General features: G+C 59.2%; 16 protein-coding genes. 2 read left to right on the top strand and 14 right to left on the bottom strand.

Annotation, left to right across the window (positions count from 1 at the left end):
- Positions 1 to 88: 88 nt before the first annotated feature.
- Positions 89 to 1,126 (top strand): Hint domain-containing protein, encoded by a 1,038-nt coding sequence (locus tag KUW67_RS11745; RefSeq protein WP_224825506.1) that lies wholly within the window; start codon positions 89 to 91, stop codon positions 1,124 to 1,126.
- 9 nt (positions 1,127 to 1,135) lie between these two features.
- On the opposite strand, the gene phaR is transcribed toward KUW67_RS11745, so the two are convergent.
- The 3 genes from phaR to KUW67_RS11730 form a co-directional block, all read right to left on the bottom strand.
- Positions 1,136 to 1,687, bottom strand: a complete 552-nt coding sequence (gene phaR, locus KUW67_RS11740) for a polyhydroxyalkanoate synthesis repressor PhaR (protein WP_224825505.1) — start codon at positions 1,685 to 1,687, stop codon at positions 1,136 to 1,138.
- A gap of 136 nt (positions 1,688 to 1,823) precedes the next feature.
- Positions 1,824 to 2,267, bottom strand: coding sequence for a phasin family protein (locus KUW67_RS11735; protein WP_224825504.1), 444 nt, complete (start codon positions 2,265 to 2,267; stop codon positions 1,824 to 1,826).
- Positions 2,268 to 2,397: 130 nt separating this feature from the next.
- Positions 2,398 to 4,203 carry an alpha/beta hydrolase gene (locus tag KUW67_RS11730; protein ID WP_224825503.1) on the bottom strand — a complete coding sequence of 602 codons (1,806 nt, stop codon included), beginning with the start codon at positions 4,201 to 4,203 and terminating at the stop codon, positions 2,398 to 2,400.
- A 101-nt stretch (positions 4,204 to 4,304) separates the two neighbouring features.
- Between KUW67_RS11730 and phaZ the strand changes: the two genes are divergently transcribed.
- Positions 4,305 to 5,585 (top strand): polyhydroxyalkanoate depolymerase, encoded by a 1,281-nt coding sequence (phaZ, locus tag KUW67_RS11725; RefSeq protein WP_224825502.1) that lies wholly within the window; start codon positions 4,305 to 4,307, stop codon positions 5,583 to 5,585.
- A gap of 163 nt (positions 5,586 to 5,748) precedes the next feature.
- Here the strand turns inward: phaZ and KUW67_RS11720 are convergent, their stop codons facing one another.
- The 11 genes from KUW67_RS11720 to KUW67_RS11670 all read right to left on the bottom strand — a co-directional run bounded on the left by KUW67_RS11720 (position 5,749) and on the right by KUW67_RS11670 (position 17,060).
- On the bottom strand, positions 5,749 to 6,459 hold the full coding sequence (locus KUW67_RS11720; RefSeq protein WP_224825501.1) for an alpha/beta fold hydrolase: 711 nt from the start codon (positions 6,457 to 6,459) through the stop codon (positions 5,749 to 5,751).
- A gap of 3 nt (positions 6,460 to 6,462) precedes the next feature.
- Positions 6,463 to 7,596, bottom strand: coding sequence for a cobalamin-independent methionine synthase II family protein (locus tag KUW67_RS11715; RefSeq protein ID WP_224825500.1), 1,134 nt, complete (start codon positions 7,594 to 7,596; stop codon positions 6,463 to 6,465).
- A 96-nt stretch (positions 7,597 to 7,692) separates the two neighbouring features.
- Positions 7,693 to 8,712, bottom strand: coding sequence for a transporter substrate-binding domain-containing protein (locus KUW67_RS11710; RefSeq protein ID WP_224825499.1), 1,020 nt, complete (start codon positions 8,710 to 8,712; stop codon positions 7,693 to 7,695).
- On the bottom strand, positions 8,709 to 9,776 hold the full coding sequence (locus KUW67_RS11705; protein ID WP_224825498.1) for a transporter substrate-binding domain-containing protein: 1,068 nt from the start codon (positions 9,774 to 9,776) through the stop codon (positions 8,709 to 8,711). The genes KUW67_RS11710 and KUW67_RS11705 overlap by 4 nt, the downstream gene beginning before the upstream one ends.
- A 138-nt stretch (positions 9,777 to 9,914) precedes the next feature.
- Complete coding sequence (locus KUW67_RS11700; RefSeq protein ID WP_224825497.1) at positions 9,915 to 10,874, bottom strand: ester cyclase; 960 nt, start codon at positions 10,872 to 10,874, stop codon at positions 9,915 to 9,917.
- A complete protein-coding gene (locus KUW67_RS11695; protein ID WP_224825496.1) occupies positions 10,874 to 11,884 on the bottom strand; it encodes a LacI family DNA-binding transcriptional regulator in 1,011 nt (336 codons plus the stop codon). Before KUW67_RS11695 ends, KUW67_RS11700 begins: the two co-directional genes overlap by 1 nt.
- On the bottom strand, positions 11,885 to 12,643 hold the full coding sequence (locus tag KUW67_RS11690) for an SDR family NAD(P)-dependent oxidoreductase (protein ID WP_224825495.1): 759 nt from the start codon (positions 12,641 to 12,643) through the stop codon (positions 11,885 to 11,887). It lies immediately after the preceding gene.
- Between the two features lie 43 nt (positions 12,644 to 12,686).
- The gene (locus KUW67_RS11685; RefSeq protein ID WP_224825680.1) at positions 12,687 to 13,301 is read right to left on the bottom strand and encodes a hypothetical protein; all 615 of its coding nucleotides are present in this window, start codon (positions 13,299 to 13,301) and stop codon (positions 12,687 to 12,689) included.
- Positions 13,302 to 13,315: 14 nt separating this feature from the next.
- Positions 13,316 to 14,251: an ester cyclase gene (locus KUW67_RS11680; RefSeq protein ID WP_224825494.1), complete on the bottom strand. Its 936-nt coding sequence runs from the start codon at positions 14,249 to 14,251 to the stop codon at positions 13,316 to 13,318.
- Between the two features lie 66 nt (positions 14,252 to 14,317).
- Complete coding sequence (gene hisD, locus KUW67_RS11675) at positions 14,318 to 15,643, bottom strand: histidinol dehydrogenase (RefSeq protein ID WP_224825493.1); 1,326 nt, start codon at positions 15,641 to 15,643, stop codon at positions 14,318 to 14,320.
- Positions 15,644 to 15,701: 58 nt separating this feature from the next.
- Positions 15,702 to 17,060, bottom strand: a complete 1,359-nt coding sequence (locus tag KUW67_RS11670; RefSeq protein WP_224825492.1) for an MFS transporter — start codon at positions 17,058 to 17,060, stop codon at positions 15,702 to 15,704.
- Positions 17,061 to 17,076 lie beyond the last annotated feature (16 nt).

The raw sequence follows: 17,076 nt of genomic DNA, 5'->3' as shown, positions 1-17,076 counted from the left end.
TTGAGCCATACGTTTGACGTTTCGTCAGAGCTGCAAAATCGCCGAAATTCCCACTTAGAATCGTCTTACTTCCCTCCTAGCATCCAGATTGAGTACTGATCAAAGCTGGTTCCTGATGGATTATGACATCTACATTCTGGACGAAAGTGACCTGACCATCGTTGGCGGGGTACTGGATGGTGTCAATCAAGGCGATGGATCGCATCTGGACGGGGCGACGATCACGCTCAATTCCGGGGCGTGGCGGGCCATCAGCATCACGGACAATGACAGCGACTTTCAAGACAGCGACAGCAGCCAGGTGCTGAACGGCGCACAGGCGATTGACGGGACGACCTATGCAGACGGGTCTGTCGTGGAGGCGGAATACGGGCTGGAGCTGAGCGACGGGACGAATACCTGGACGGTGGTCGGCTTCAACGTCAACAACAGCTCGCCGTCTTATGCAACAGTCGAAGGGCTGGCTTTTATCGGCGGACCGGGAGGGTTCCCACCGGTCGGCGTGCCGTTGACGGTGACGCGCACATTTGAGGGGCCAAACTTTGCAGCCTCCAGCTATGCAACGCCGATTTGCTTTGCGTCGGGCACATTGATTGCGACCCCGACCGGGTTGCGGCGGATCGAGGATATTGCCGTGGGCGATTTGGTTCTCACCGATACCAATGGCCCGCAACCCGTGCGCTGGCGTGCACATCGGGAGCTGCCCGCAATCGGTCGTCTGGCGCCAATCCTGTTTCTGGCGCAGGCGATCGGGAACCCGCGGGCCCTGCGGGTTTCACCGCAGCACCGGATGCAGATCAGCGACTGGCGGTCGCAATTGTGGTTTGGTGCCGATGCCGTGCTGGTGCCCGCGAAAGATCTGGTAAATGGCGAGACGATCCTACGCGAGGAAGGCGGGACGGTCTGCTATCACCACCTGTTGTTTGACACCCACGAGATTATCTTTGCCGAAGGCGTGGCAACAGAAAGCTTCCACCCCGGCGCGGCTGGCCTGTCGACGCTGGAACAGGCCGCACGGGATGAGCTTTTTGCAATCTTTCCGGAGTTGGCGGACAACCCTGGCGCCTATGGGCCATCGGTTCTGCCAGATGTGCGTGGACGGCAGGCAGCTTTGTTGGCCGCCTGACCGCATTCATCAACTGAGTTTCGACAGCTTCGCCTGCAGTTCGGCCAGCTGCTTTTTGATCTCTTCCAGGTTCTCTGTCTCTTCCGCGTCGGGCGCGTCGACGGATGGGCCGCTCCATTGTCCGGCCATGCCGCCGGTCATGGCTTTCATGAAGGCACGTTGCTGGGCCTGCATGGCCTCAAAGCCGGGCATTTTCGACATCGGGTTCATGGCGGACATGTTCTCGACCGCTTTTGACTGCCCGTCGCGCAACATCTCGAAGGACATGGCGAGGAACTGCGGCACGACGCTGGTGGCTTGCGTGGTGTAGCTGCGTACCAGATCGTTCAGCACGGTCACTGGCAGCACACTTTCGCCGCGGCTTTCATGTTCCGCGATGATTTGCAGAAGATATTGTCGGGTCAGGTCATCGCCGGACTTCAGATCGACGATCTGAACTTCGCGGCCTTCGCGAATGAAGCTCGCGATATCTTCGAGCGTCACGTAATCGCTGGTTTCGGTATTGTATAAACGCCGACTGGCGTAGCGCTTGATTAGTAGCGGTTTGTCGTTTTTGGCCACCCGAAGTCTCCCCGTCTTGCGGCAATGCAGAAAAGCCTACTGCGGTTGCACATAAAAAGAAAGGGCGAGCTCCGAAGAGCCCGCCCAGCTATTCACGCCGATTAGGGAGGAAATGCGGCGCGTATAGAAAGTCGACTTACTTGGCTGCGGCTTTTTTCGCAGCGGTCGTGACGTCGTTGGTTGCTTTCTTGACAGCAGCCGTTGCTTCTTCAGCAACGTCTTTGCCAGCAGCCATCATCAACTCGACAGTTTCCATCTGAACTTTTTTCGCGATCTCGGCGAAAGCGGCCATGTGCTCGGCTGCGGTTTCAGCAGAGGCCGATGCGAAATCGGTCATGGCTTTGGTGTAGTCAGCCGGGTCTTCTTTGACTTTGGTCAGCTCGGTGACTTTGGCCAGCGTGTCCTTGGTCCACTTGGCGGACAGGTCGTTGGACTTCGCAGCAGCTTCCAGAGCCACTTTGGACATTTTTTCGTTCAGAGTTGCGGACGTTTTGAACGCGTCCTGCATAGCCGCTGTGTCAACGGGGAATGCGCCCATCATGTCTTTCATGACAGCGGTGAAATCTTGTGTCTTAGCCATTTTCTTCGCTCCTTTAGCACTTGCGGGCCAATCCCGCGTTCGTTGCGCTTGCAAAGAATATGCATGCTGCGGTGCAGCATTTCAAGTCTTTTTTCTGCACTGCAGCATATTTCTGGAAAAAGGCGAAAAATCAGTCGCTTGGCGTTGCCGTAACGTAAGTTCCGGGGGCCGGAGACAGGGCTGGGTGGGTCGAATCGCCCGGCTGTCGGGCCTTCACCTTCTTGCCAGAGCGCCCTGCAAGCCACTTGCCCCAGCGCGGCCACCAGCTTCCTTCGTGGAAGGTCGCGCCCTCTTGCCAAGCAGGTGCATCGAGGCTGAGGTCGTCGTTTATATAGTGGCCATACTTGTTCTTGCTGGGCGGGTTTACAATCCCGGCGATATGACCGGATTGGGACATGATGAAGGTCTTGTCGGCGCTGCCCATCTGCTGGACGCCGCGATAGGAGTTGTCCCACGGGGCGATGTGATCGGTCTCGCACGCAATGGCGCAGATCGGGGTTTTGACGTCGCCGAGGGTCACCGTCTCTCCGCAGATCTCAAAACCGCCCTGAGCAAATCTGTCATCCTGGCAGAGCCCACGCAGATATTGCACGGCCATCTTCGCAGGCAAGTTCGTGCCGTCACCATTCCAGTAGAGCAGATCGAAGGCAGGTGGGGCCTCTCCCATCATGTAGCTTTTGATGGCGGGCTGATAGATCAGGTCGTTGCTGCGCAGATACGAGAAGGTGCGCGACATGAAGAAAGAAGACAGATATCCATCCTTGCCGACCTGTTGCTCGATGCCGTCCACAAAGTCATCATCCAGAAAGACGCCCACCTCGCCCTGATCAGAGAAGTCAGTGAGCGTCGTAAAGAGCGTCGCAGACTTGATCGGGTCCTCGCCGCGCTTTCTCAAAAGCGCCATGGTGAGGCTGAGCGTCGTGCCAGCGATGCAGTAGCCCACGACATTCACTTTCTTGACGCCGCAGATTTCCTGCACTTCGCGGATCGCGGTCAGGTAGCCTTCCTCGATATAGTCATCGAGGGCCGTGTCGCGGTAGCTGGCATCGGGATTGACCCAGCTCACCACGAAAAGTGTGAAGCCCTGATCGACGATCCATTTGATGAGGGAATTCTGCTCTTTCAGATCAAGGATGTAGAATTTGTTGATCCAGGGCGGAAACAGAATAAGCGGGGTCTGGTGCACCTGATCGGTGGTCGGGGTGTATTGGATCAGCTCGAAAAGACGGTTGCGGAAGATCACTTCGCCGGGCGTGGTGGCGATGTTTTCCCCCACTGTGAAGGCCGACTTATCGGCAAGATTGACCTGCACTTCGCCGTGGTTTGCCTCGATATCGGCCACGAGGTTCTCAAGACCGTCCACCAGCGACTGGCCATCGGTCTGAACGGCGCGCTCCAAAGCGTCGGGGTTGCTGGCGAGGAAATTCGTAGGCGCGAACAAATCCACGATCTGGCGGGAGAAATATTCGACCCGCTTGCGCTCATCCGGGTCCAGACCATCGATATCGGCCACAGCCTGATCCACGGCCGCAGCATTCATCATGTATTGCTGCTTGAGGAAGTTGAAATAAGGATGCGTCTCCCAGAGGGGATTCTTGAAACGTCGGTCGCGGGGCGTGTGATCCTCGGGGGCCTCCAGCTTGCCTTTCGCGAGCGTTTGTTGCGCTTCGACATAATGTGTGACCGTCTGTTTCCAGTAGTCGATCTGATGCTCGACGATCTTTGCAGGGTTTTGCATCATCTCCTGCACATAGGCCGTCGCGGCCTTGGCAAACAACTCTTGATTGGGGCCTTGCAGCGACGCGGGAAGCTGGCGCTTGTGGGACAAAGCCTCCACCAGACGCTTCGAGAGGGTCTCTACATGCTCCAGATTCTCGGTGAGTTTCTCTAGATTTGGTGCGTCAGGATGATCCGTTCCGGATTCTTTAGTTGTCATGACGAGCCTCTCCCCCTAGTTTGCATCTGCAGAATAACGTCGTCTGTTCGGGGGGGCAAAGCGACGAATTGAACCGGGGCCACCCCGAGAAAGTGACGACTATGCGCTACATGATGACCTATGATCTCATGGAAACGGTGCGGAACACAAATCAATGGATGGGCGCGTCTGCTCTGGCCATGGCCTCCTATCCTGCGGTCGCGATGTTCCCCAGCCCCCTGATGAACATGATGGCGGCGTGGGGCGAGGTGACGGAACGCACATTCTCGCGCATGGTGGCCAAGCCTGACTGGGGCATCCGCACATTCACCTGCGAAGACGGTAAGGATCATCTGGTCAATATCGAAACCGTGGTCGAGCGCCCGTTCGGCGATCTGATCCATTTCGCCGTCTCGGGGCGCAAGCAAAAGCCGCGCAAAGTGCTTCTGGTTGCCCCGATGTCCGGCCATTATGCGACGCTCCTGCGCTCGACCGTGAAAAGCCTTCTGGTCGATTGCGAGGTCTATATCACCGATTGGCACAATGCCCGCGACATCCCTGTCAGCGAAGGCAAGTTCGATATCGAGGATTATACGCTCTATCTGATGGATTTCATCCGCGAGATGGGCCCCGACACCCATGTCATCGCCGTCTGCCAACCGGTGCCGCTGGCGTTGGCCGCAACCGCCTATCTGGCCGAGCTGGACCCCAAGGCGCAGCCTGCCACGCTCACGCTGATTGGGGGTCCCGTCGATCCAGATGCCGCCGCGACCGACGTCACCGACTTTGGCCGTCGTGTCACCATGGGTCAGTTGGAAAAAATGATGATCCAACGCGTGGGCTTCAAATACCCCGGCGTTGGCCGCAAAGTCTATCCGGGCCTGCTACAGCTGGCCTCGTTCATCTCGATGAATGGGGAGCGTCACGCGAATGCGTTTTCTGAGCAAATTCAGAAGGTTGCCCATGGCGAGGCAAGTGATCATGACAAGCATAACCGCTTTTACGACGAATATCTCGCCGTGATGGATATGACGGCAGAGTTCTATCTGTCGACAGTGCACCGCATCTTCAAAGAACGTGAGATTGCCCAAAACAAGTTCATCGTGGATGGTCATCAGGTCGATATCTCGAAGATCACAGATGTCGCCGTGAAAACCGTTGAAGGCGCTTTGGACGATATCTCGGCGCCCGGTCAGTGTATTGCGGCGCTTGACCTGCTTACGGGTCTGCCTGACAGCAAGAAAGCCTCTCATGTAGAGGAAGGCGCTGGCCACTACGGTATCTTCGCGGGCAAAAGCTGGCGTCACAATATCCGGCCCTTGGTGTTGGATTTCATCGACGCCAACCAGCGCGCGCCGAAGAAAAAGGCCAAAAAGCCTGCAAACAAAAACGCAGCCGCCTAAATCCACACCGTGTTGAAGCGGAGGCCAATATGGTCTTGAAGCGGAGGCCAATATGCCTTCGCATCTATCCTCAGACACGCTCTCACTTCGCTTTTTGGAAATATCCCGGGGGTGCGGGGGCAGAGCCCCCGCGGGGCCATGCGGCGAAGCCGCAGCGCAATATCTACTGCAGAACCAGCGGCTGTTTCAGCCAATGGGCCAGGACATGGTTGCTCTCTTCGGGCTGCTCCAATGTCGGCAAATGGCCCGCCTCCGCCACGATATAAAGCTGCGCATAGGGGATCAGTTCGGCCATGAACTCATGGCGTTTCACCGGGCATAGTGCGTCATGGGCCCCGCACATCACAAGCGTCGGCACTTTGATGCCGCGCAGGGTGCGTTGCTGATCGCGGCGGCGTTGCAGCGCGCGGGACTGGCGCACGAAAACCTCGGGTCCAAGGGTCATTGCCATCGCCATCACTGTATTGAGCACCTCCACCCGGCGCGGGCCGGGCGCAAGGTAATTGGGCTTCATTTCGTCCCGCATCACTTCTTGCAAGCGGCCTGAGCGAACACCGATGATCTGCGGCTCGCGCGCAGCGGCCACCTGCGGGGTTTCCGACAGCGGGTTGGTGTCCAGAAATGCGACGCGTGTGACACGGTCGGGCGCGCGGCGTAGCACTTCCATCGCGACGATGCCGCCCATGGAAAGGCCCGCCAACGCGAACTTGGCGGGCGCGGCTTGCAGCACGTCCGAGGCAATCTCCCCAATCCGTTCGCCTTTTGTGACCGGGGCCACCATCACAGCGCGGTCTGCCGAGAATGCCTCGATCTGCGGGGTAAAAAGGCGCGCGTCGCACATCATGCCCGGAAGAAGGACGAGCGGCTCGTTCATGGATCAGACCCGGTCAGAGGCGAGTTTTGTGCCTTCGCTGAGCGCACCCAGCTTGGCATAGGCGATAGCAGGATCAACCGCACCAAACCCCGCGAAAGTGCCGAAGCCGCAATCCGAGCCCGCGATCACGCGGTCTGCCCCGACGATGCCTGCAAATTTCGCGACACGTTCAGCGACCAGTTCGGGATGTTCGACAAAGTTCGTGGTGCTGTCCACAACGCCCGGCACAAGGATCTTGTCATCGGGGATTTCCGACGCACGGTCGCGGAACACCGTCCATTCATGGGCGTGTCGGGGGTTGGAGGTTTCGAACAAAATCTGCTGTGGCGCGACGCTCATCAGAGTGGCGAAAACCTTGCCCATGTCGATATCGCAGACATGCGGCCCCTCGTAATTGCCCCAGCAGATGTGCAAGCGCACGCGGGACGGGTCAATGCCCTCAAGCGCTGCGTTCAGGGCCTCCACATGGGAGGCGGCGATCTTGAGAAATTCGGCGTCGCTCAGGTCATTGAACAGCATATGGCGCGAGAGGGCGAGGTCGGGGCAGTCGAGCTGCAGCATGATGCCTGCATCCACGATGGTGCGGTATTCCTCGCGCATCGCATCTGCCAGAGCGGCCAGATAGGCGTCGCGAGTGGGATAGTAATCGTTTTGCAAAAACAAAGAGATAACGCCGGGAGAGGCTGCGTTCATAAACCCTTCCGAGGCGCCATGGGCCGCCATCCCGGCCTTGAGATTGGCAAGGTCTTTTTCCAGCTCGCCCTGCCCTTTCGACTTCACTTCACCGACGCACATCGGCCGCGCGTATTGCGGAGTGCCGCCATCATCGGCAAGGCGTTTCAGGAAGCCCGGAAACTGCTTGAGATCAGCCGGCGCATTGCGCGGGCTGTCGCCGTCAAAGCCAGTGTAGCGGTCTTTCACATAGGTCGCATAGCTGATCTTTGAGGTCTCGCCATCGCTGACCACATCAATACCCGCGGCGACCTGCTGGCGCACGGTTTCACCGGCAGCCTCGGCCATCGTCGCGTCGAATGCGGCCTGATCATAGTCCTTGCCGTGCTCGCGGGCGAAGATGAAATCGACGACCTTCTGTGTGCGCGGCAGGCTGCCCACATGGGTGGTCTTGATACTGGTCATGGCGTGCGGTCCTCCCCCGGAATTGCATTGTTGGGACGTTAGCCAAAGCCGCCGGGCGCTGCACTCGAAATCCGCTGCATGCGCGCGATTTTCAGCCTAGTTGAGCTGCTCCCAAAAGGTGCCAAGGTGGCGGGTGACGATCTCGTTATAGCGCTCGGTTTGGCGCAGGGCGGCAAGGCCTGCGTTGAAGCGGTAGAGATGTGTGGTGCCGCGCCAGTGCTTCTTGGAGATCACGACATGGAGGCCCTCGACGGAGACGGGGCGCTGTTCGGGCTGGACCTGCCCTTGCAGGCCAAGCTCGTGGATTTTGGTCCAGCCCAGAAACTCGTTTACCGTGACCGCATCGACGGAGCCGTCCATGAGCGCGGCAAAACACGCCTCAGGACTTTCGGCTTGCACAAGGGTGACAAGGCCGTCGCTGATCCAACGGCGGTCGGCGCGGTCGAGATCATGGGTGAAATACCCCGCGGGGCGGCAGATGGTACGGCCATGCAGGTCGGCGTCATCTTCGAACTGCACGGGCGCATCAGTGCGAGTGAAAAGCAACACGAGGATTTCGACCAGCGGATCGGAGAAATGGAAATTCGCGCACCGCTCATTGTCCGGATTTTCATCGCAATTGGGTCGCAGCCACGGAAAGCCCATGTCGAATTGCGCACCGGAATCCAGCATCGGGAACAGATGCTGGGACCAGTCATCCTCCCACGATATGGAATAGGTCAAAGGCTCTGGCGTCGCCTCCATCGCGGCGTTGACCAGCTCGGTCACCATGCCCTGGCCCATCCAGCTGCGGTCCGCAAAGGGCGCGTAGTTGGAGCCGGTGAGGATCATCATTTCCGCGTTTGTCGTCTGGAGCGGTGTGGGATCGGCGGGGCTTTGACCGGGTAGGCAGGGGATCGTCACGGTCACGCCGGCGGGCAGATCAAGCAAGCCTGCGGGGAGCGTGTTCTGGTTGCCGTAATAGATCACCGACCATTTGTTCAAGTCGCCATAGTATTGATCTGCAATGGAAAAAAGCGTCTCCCCTTCGGCAATCCTGTGCGGAACATCGCATTGGCCTTGAGCGAAAACAGCGCCCGGAAGCAGGAGAGCGAAGGCGGTGGCGGCTGCCCTCATAGCTCGGACCAAATGCGGGACATATGGCGGTTGATGACCTGCTGATAGGTCCCGTTTTCCTTGATCGCATCGAGGCCCTGATTGATCGCCGCCATCACGTTTTCCGCGTTCGGATGGTTCTTGGAGACCAGCACATGCAGCCCTTCAATCGACAGCGGGCGGCTCTGCACGGGGGCAACGCGGCCGCCGAGTTCAAGATCCTTGATCGCGGTGCGCCCGGTAAATTCGTTCAGCGCCACAGCGTCCACATCGCCATCGGTCAGCATCTCGAAACAATCGGCAACGCTGTCGGGCTGCTTGAGCGTGATTTTGGCCTCTTTCACCCAATTGCGCCCATTCTTGTCGAGATCATGGGTGAAATACCCCGCCGGACGGCAGAGCGTTTTGCCGACAATATCGGCGTCAGAGTTGAAGGTGATCGGGTTGGCGTTCGTGGTGAAAAGCAGGATCAACATCTCGAACATCGGGTCCGAGAAGTGGAAGTTTTCGCAGCGATAATTGGCCGGATCGCCATCGCAATCGGGCTTGTACCAAGGAAAGCCTGCATCCAGCATCGCATTGCTAAGCAGCGGGTCAAGGTGCGACGACCAGTCGTTAACCCAACTGATCGAGTATTCTCCGACGCCTGCATTCTGCATGGAGGCGTCCACGATTTCGGTGATCAACCCGCCATTCTCAAGCTCTTCATCGGTGAAAGGCGCGAAGTCGCCTGCAGTCAGCAAGCGCAAGCTGGATGCACTTAGCGCGGGACGCTGACCGACCGGCGAGGTGGTTGCCGGGGCGGCGGTTGCGGTGAGTGCGCCGCCCAGAACCGGCAATCCACCAACGCAAGGGATGTTGAGGTTTTGACCCACCTGAACGCGGTTCGGGCTGTCGCCGATCAGCGCGCGGTTGGTGTTGTAGATGACAGACCACTTGCGCGAGTCGTCGTAGAGCTCATTGGCGATCTGAGAAAGCGTGTCGCCACTGGTCACGGTATAGCTTCCACCGCAAGCCTGAGCGGCGGCGGTGCCTGCCACCAAAGCGGTTGCAACATATGTGGCGGCAGCCAGTGAAAAACGCATGGAATCCCCCCTATCCAGTCGGCAAGAAATTGCCTGAATGTGGTGGAAGCGGTCAAGGTTTAACCCAAGATGTGCCGGGTCAAACATGGATTTTGATTAGATCGCTGCACGTTACGCTATATCTGGCAGCGTCTATGATTAACCTCTGTGATGCAGAATTTGCATCCAAACCGCTGTTTCATCGAGCAGCGCGTATTCGCGGCGCAGGCCCCATGGTCCAAACTCGGCGTGGCAAATACCCATGATATGCACTTTCGCGCCGGTTGGCGCACCAAAGCAGCCCCAGCCATCATGGGTACCGTCAAGCGACCAGCGGATTGCGGCGCGAGGTGGCATCATCGGGTCTTCGCGGCCGATCTGGTGGTGGACCGTAAAGGTTGCCGATGGAAAGGCAGAACGCAGGCCGAGCCAGAACTTGTCAGCCGCAGCGCGCCCATGAGCGTTCACATTACCCGGATAATGCACCGAGCATGCACGGTCATACTCGGATTGAATCGCGGAAAATTCTGCCCCCATGGTACGGGTGAGAAGGGCCGCATATGTTTCGCCCCATTCGTTGTCGTTGCCTTTGCCCATATAGGGGCCTTCGACGTCAATTTCGGGGCGCATCGGATTGAAATCGCTCATGCTTTCGAGCTTAGCGCGCGCCCAGTCTTTCGGATCAAACCCCAGTTGCCGCACAATCCCGCCATTGTCGCGGATCAGCCATTCGTCGCTGATCATATTGTCTTTCGCATAGCAATCGGCGATGGCGCGATAGGTGATCTGGCGACCTGTCGCAGCACCGAAGGCGCCGTCCCCACTATGGGTCGCGGTGTTGATGATACGGTGTGACGACAGCATCCCGGCTTCGGGATCGCCAGACCAAATGACGTCCTCACCCATCAGCTGACGGTCGGGAAATTCGACCAGTGTGGCCATTGTGGCCGCGGTTGAGGCGGGCTCACCATGGGAGATGCCGCCCGGCATGCGAACGATCACCTCAGGGTGGTAATAGTCTTTCATCCGCGCGCCAAGACCGCGATCTTCCCAGATTTCTTGCGTAATCCCAAGGATATAGTCAGGGAAGTCTTTGAAACGATTATTAAATCCGTGCATTACATATCCTTTGGTTTGCGAGAAGAACCTCGGACAATCAGAGGCCCGTCAATCGCGGTTTTCTGCGGCGCGACACTGCGGTCGGCGATTTGAGCGAGAAGCGTATCGACCGTCGCTTCAACCATCTGCCCAGACGGCTGACGCATCGTCGTCAGATCATAGGAAGGCCATGCGGCCATGGGCACATCATCATAGCCAATGATCGAGATATCGTTTGGAACGGTCAGTCCGGCAGTGTGGCGCAGTGCGTCGATCACGGCGAAAGCCATGTGATCGTTGCCGACGAATATGGCGTCGGGCTTTGCGGTCATTACCATGTCGAGCGCGGCCTCGGCCGCCACATCGCGTTTGAATTTACCGTCCGCAATGGCGACAGGCTCCATCTCATGAGCGGCGAGCGCGTCGATAAACCCGGCCTGCCGCTCCCGCCCAGTGGAGGAGCCAGACCAGCCACTGATATGGGCGATCCGCTCGTGTCCTGCAGCGATCAGGAAATCGGCTATCTTGCGCGCGCCGGCCCGGTTATCAGAGGTCACTTGGCTGAGGCGGGGATCGTCTTGGCCACGGTTGAACAGAACCACGGGGATGCCTGCAGCTTCGCAGCGTTTGGTCAGCTCATCCGACATGCCCACAGAGGCCGTGATGATGCCATCTACTTGATAATCAAGGAGTTCTCCGACGACGCGTTCCACATCTGTGCTTTGACCAGACGCCATGAAGATCAGGATATGGTAGCCCTTCTCTTGCAGCGCGTTCGACAGGCGCTCTAACGCGTCAGGATAGAACTGATTGTCGAGATAGGCCACGACGAGGCCGATGATTTTCGACTGTCCGGTAATCAGCGACCGGGCCAGGACATTAGGCCGGTAGCCCAGCTGATCGGCTGCTTCGCGCACTTTCTTGACGGTTGATTTACTCGCCGACGCGCCTGAAAAGACACGGCTGACCGCAGACTGGCTGACGCCTGCCTTGGCCGCGACATCAAGCGAGGTGATCTTGGGTTTAGGCATTTAACCAGCTGTCCAGCCGCCGTCGATCAGCAGCGATGTTCCCGTGATCATCGCGCCTGCATCAGAGGCGAGGAAGACAACCGCGCCCATGATGTCTTCAACCTCTCCCACGCGCGGCAGTTTGATCTTTTCGTCGATCCAGGCGCGGCGGACGGGATCGTTAAACGTCGCTTCGGTCAGGGGCGTGCGGATGAAGGTCGGGCAGATCGTGTTGACGCGGATATTCTCTGGCCCCCATTCGATGGCCATGGCTTTCGTCATGCCTTCCACCGCGTGTTTCGTGGCGCAATAGACGGACCGGTCGATGCCGCCCACATGGCCCATCTGGCTGGAGATTTGCAGGATCGCGCCGCCGCGCCCGACCATCTGTTTCGCCGCCGTCTGCGCGAGATGGAAGGCGGCTTTGAGGTTGATGTTCACCACCGCGTCAAAGTCGTCTTCGCGACTTTCCAAGGCGGGTCCATGGCGCGCCATACCGGCGGAGTTGCACAGGATGTCGATAGGGCCGAACTGGGCAAATGTCGCCTCAACGGCGGCGCGGTCACCGACGTCAAGCGTGTGACCGGTCGCCTTATAGCCAGCGGCATTGATCGCATCTGCAGCCTCGGTCACCGTCTCGGCGCCGCGCGCGGCGACAATTACATGGGCACCAGCCTCGGCCAGCGCCATGGCGCATCCAAGGCCGATGCCGCGCGAGCCTCCGGGAACCAGAGCGGTGCGGCCCTCAAGGCGGAAAGACGGGGTTTTGGGCAGGCTCATGGATCAATCCTTGCAAGCGATTGCACGCAGGTTAGCGGGGTGCTCATGGGTATTCAATGCCGCGAAAGGGCGGAAAATCAGCGTAGCGTTTTTGGCGTTTGGCGAGGGGTTCGTCAGGGTCGGCTCCGGCAGCCAGCAGCTTGCCTTTTCGCGCGATATAGCTGGAGATCGTGCGGTTCGGCGCCTCGCGCCAGCTCAGGTTGAACGCCGCCAGCTTCGGGAAGAACCACATGTCGGAATAAGGCAGATGGTCGTGAATCCACCACGCCAGATCGCGCCAATCACGGCCCTGATCATAGCGGTCGGCAAACCAAGGGATGACAAGCGAGGTGCCCGCGCCCATCACGCCATTGTCCAGCCGGTCCCAGATATGGTGGCCATAATTGGCATCGTTGCGCGCGCAATTGAGGTTGTTTGCGTTGCCATAAGCGTTCAGCTCGCAAGAGCGAAAGCCAGAGCGGATCGCGATGCGTCCAAAGGTATCCTGCAATGGGTCCAGAAGCGTTTCGCAAAGCTTGCGACCTGCTGAGATCGCAAGATCGGGGTCATCGGGGATGTTCTGAATCTGGTGACTATTGCCGATCTCGGAATAGAGAAAATCGCGCATATAGAAGTGCTTGGACAGGCGGACGCGGCCCAAATCCTCAAGCCCGCGCATGGATCGGGGACGCTTCACGCGAGCTGCCGCATCCGGGCGAGCACATCAACGCCCAACTGGTGCCAGGCGTGGAGCAAATCGACCAGTACCCAGTTCTCGGCGATCTTGCCGTCCTCAATGCGCCAAAAATCGAGGCTGCGCATGGTGATGACCTGACCAGACGGCGCGATACCCAGCCACCCATCGCCCGAGAGCGTCATCTCCATCCCTGGCCAGGCGGTAAAACCGACGTAATTGCCTTGCGCAAGGAAATGCCCCTGCTCGATCAAGCCACGCCGATTGGGCATGGCGTTCAAAAACGGGATCTGGTGATGCGCCCGAAACCCCTTGATGCCGCGGCAGGTGCCAATCCCGGACGGTCCATACCACGAGGCGTTCTCGTGCCAGTAATCCGGCAAGCGCATCGCCTCTTCGCCTTCCGCACTATGATGCAGGCGACCCAACATATCTCCGACGATCTGCAAAGCGCGTGCCCCGTCGCCCTCAATGCGCAGACCATCCTGCAAGGCGGGTCCCGGCACATGCCATTCGCGGCCCAGCGACGGCCCCATCGGCCACGCACCGGCTTGTATCATCAGCTCTGGAATGTCCCAAAGCGCCTGCATCTCGGCAACCTTGCCGTCTTGGATCCGGTAGAATTCATGATAGCGCATGACCGCCATCCGCCGTGTAGGCGGGATGTCGAGGAAAGGGGCCGCGAAGGTGCCACAATAATAGCCACACACCCCCACCCAAAGCTGGTTATGGCCGTCGACACCTTCCATGCGGATCGTGTCGCGGCGTTCCAGATCGGGGAAGGCTTCGGCGAGTTGGGTCAGTGGGCCACCAAAATAACCCTCAACCGTTAGCGTCTCAAACGGATGCGCCAGATGAACCTGCGCATCATCGATAAAGGCACCGGCATCCCGAATGCCCGCCAAGAGGCCGTTAACCACATCTTGCCCGTTCATCGCGCCCTGCTTTCTTTTGTCCCTAAATACCTCCGCCGGAGGCATGTGAGGCCTGCCAAAGGCACCTTACTCTGCCGCGTCGCGATAGGGCGCGGCTTCGCCGTAAGGCACATTCAGCCCACCGTAGCGGCGGACGCGGACATTGCATTGTTCAGCATGGCCGACAAAGCCTTCCAGCATGCATAGACGCGAACCGTATTCGCCCACCAAGGTCGCGGCCTCATCCGTGGTCACTTTCTGATAGCTGTGGGTCTTGATGAACTTCCCGACCCAAAGTCCCCCGGTATAGCGACCGGCTTTCTTGGTGGGCAGGGTGTGATTGGTGCCGATGACTTTGTCACCATTGGCCACATTCGTGCGCGGGCCAAGGAAAAGCGCGCCGTAATTGGTCATGTTCTGCAAGAACCAATCATCGCGGTCGGTCATCACCTGCACATGCTCGGAGGCAACGTCTTCGGACACGGCCAGCATATCGTCATAGTCGTCGCACAGAATGATCTCACCGTATTCTTCCCAGCTGACGCGGGCGGTCTCGGCTGTAGGCAGGATGCCGAGGATGCGGTCAATCTCGGCCATCGTGTCATCGGCCAGTTTGCGGGAATTGGTGATGAGGACTGCGGGGGAGTTATAGCCATGCTCGGCTTGACCCAGCAGGTCGGTGGCAACCATTTCGCCGTCCACGGTATCGTCGGCGATCACGCAGGTTTCCGTGGGGCCGGCAAACAGGTCAATGCCGACGCGCCCGAAAAGCTGGCGCTTGGCTTCAGCGACGAAGGCGTTGCCGGGGCCGACGAGCATATCGACCGGATTGATCGATTCCGTGCCCAGCGCCATTGCGCCCACGGCTTGGACGCCGCCCAGCACCAGAATTTCATCCGCGCCGCCTTCTTTCATCGCAGCAACGATGGCAGGGTGCGGCTCGCCGTTCACGGGCGGGGCGGAGGCGACGACGCGCGGCACACCGGCCACTTTCGCCGTCAGCACGGACATATGAGCCGAAGCCACCATGGGAAATTTGCCACCCGGCACATAGCAGCCGACCGAATTCACGGGGATGTTGCGATGGCCCAGGATTACGCCGGGCATCGTTTCGACTTCGACGTCCTTCATCGAGTCGCGCTGGACTTGCGCAAACGCACGGATCTGGTCTTGCGCAAAGCGGATATCGTCCATCTCGCGGGTGGTGACCTTTTGCATGGCCGCCTCGATTTCGCTGTCAGACAGACGGAAAGCGTCGGGCGTGTAGCCGTCGAACTTCGTCGACAGGTCACGCACGGCGGCGTCGCCGCGAGTTTCGATGTCTTTCAGGATGCCTTCGACGGTTGCACGGACTTTTGCGTCGTCATCCGCGCGCTCGTCTGCGGGTTTGCCGCGCTTGAGGTATTCGGCCATGGTCTCTCTCCCCTATGAGGTGACGTTTCGGGGTAAGATAGCGGAACCGCAGCTTGGCTCAACCAGTTTTTGCATACGCATGCAATTTTTTCACCAAAGGCCGGTAAATCGTCCAAAGGCCGGCGATGGCAAAGGCAAGGATCGCGGCGGGGAGCAGTGACATACAGATGCGCAGTACGTTTAGCGCGGTGTCGGTTTGGGGCACGCTGCCTTGGGTCGTTTCGACCCAGCCGAAAGCACCAAGGATCAGACCCAGCAGCAGCGGGGCGAGTGCGTTGGCGACTTTCTGGCCAAAGAGCCAAAGGGCCGAGAACGCGCCTTCGATGGCTTCGCCGGTTTCAGTTCGGGTCACGTCCATCAGGTCAGGATAGATCGCCCAGGGGATTTGCTGGTAGGCGCCATTGGTCATGCCAGCCAGAACGAACATGCCGAACATTGCGGTGACGTTGACCGACGGCAGCACCGCATACATCCCGAAAAGCAGCGCGATATAGAGCGCGAGGCCAAGGATCAGGGCATTCAGCTTGCCCAAACGGGCCGACAAGATCACCCAAACGGCTTGGCTCAGGATGGAGCCGATGACGAAAGCGGCGAACATCAGGGATAGGGTGCCGAGGGCTTGGGCCGCGCCGGAGAGCGGCGTGTTCTCGGTATCAGCGATCAGGTATAGCGCGGCGAAAGGCAGCCCTGCAGTCAAAAGAGCCACGGCGAGGGTCATCACGCCGTAGAGCACAGCGAGGATCGTGAAGGGGCGGTTGGCGAGGACCAGTTTGAGCATCGGCAGGAAGGCGGCGGTGGAGGGTTCCTCGATGCGCGGGGCGTTGCGGGTGGCGAAGATCGACAGCCAGATCGCGCCCACGATCAGGGGGGACACGGCCAGCGCTGCCCGCACGAAACCTTCGCGGGCGTCGCCTGCAAGGATCGGGATCAGCGCGCCTCCGATCAGGATGCCGAGGGAGGCAAAGCCCATTCGGAAGCCGGTCATGGCCGAGCGTTCGCGCGGGTCTTGGGTGATCTCGCCCGCCATGGCTCCGTAGGGGATGGCGACCATGGTGAAGCCAATGGTGGCGAGAACGAAAAACCCTGTGACCCATGTAAGGTTGCCGAGTGTGCTGAGGCCCAGCGGCACCGCGAAAAGGCCGATTGTTCCGGCGGCGAGGATAAGCGCCCCGATCGCCATCCATGGGGCGCGGCGGCCAAAACGGGAACGGGTGCGGTCCGACAGGTAGCCGATCAGCGGGTCGGTGATGATATCGAAGAGCAGCACGGCGGTGGTGACGGCCCCCGCAAGGCCGATAGGCACGCCGAGGTAGTTCGTCAGGAAGGCCAGCACCAGCAGTTGCTTGACCACGACAAAGACGACAATGCCCATGTCGGCCAAGCCCCAGCCCGCTTTTTGCGTAAGTGATAGTGGCATACGCCCTCCCCTGTTT

Origin of the sequence: Cognatishimia sp. MH4019 (assembly GCF_020177595.1) — a bacterium.
Lineage (GTDB): Bacteria > Pseudomonadota > Alphaproteobacteria > Rhodobacterales > Rhodobacteraceae > JAHTBL01.
Note: the sequence above shows the minus strand (reverse complement) of the source record. Positions and strands in the feature narration are given on the sequence as shown.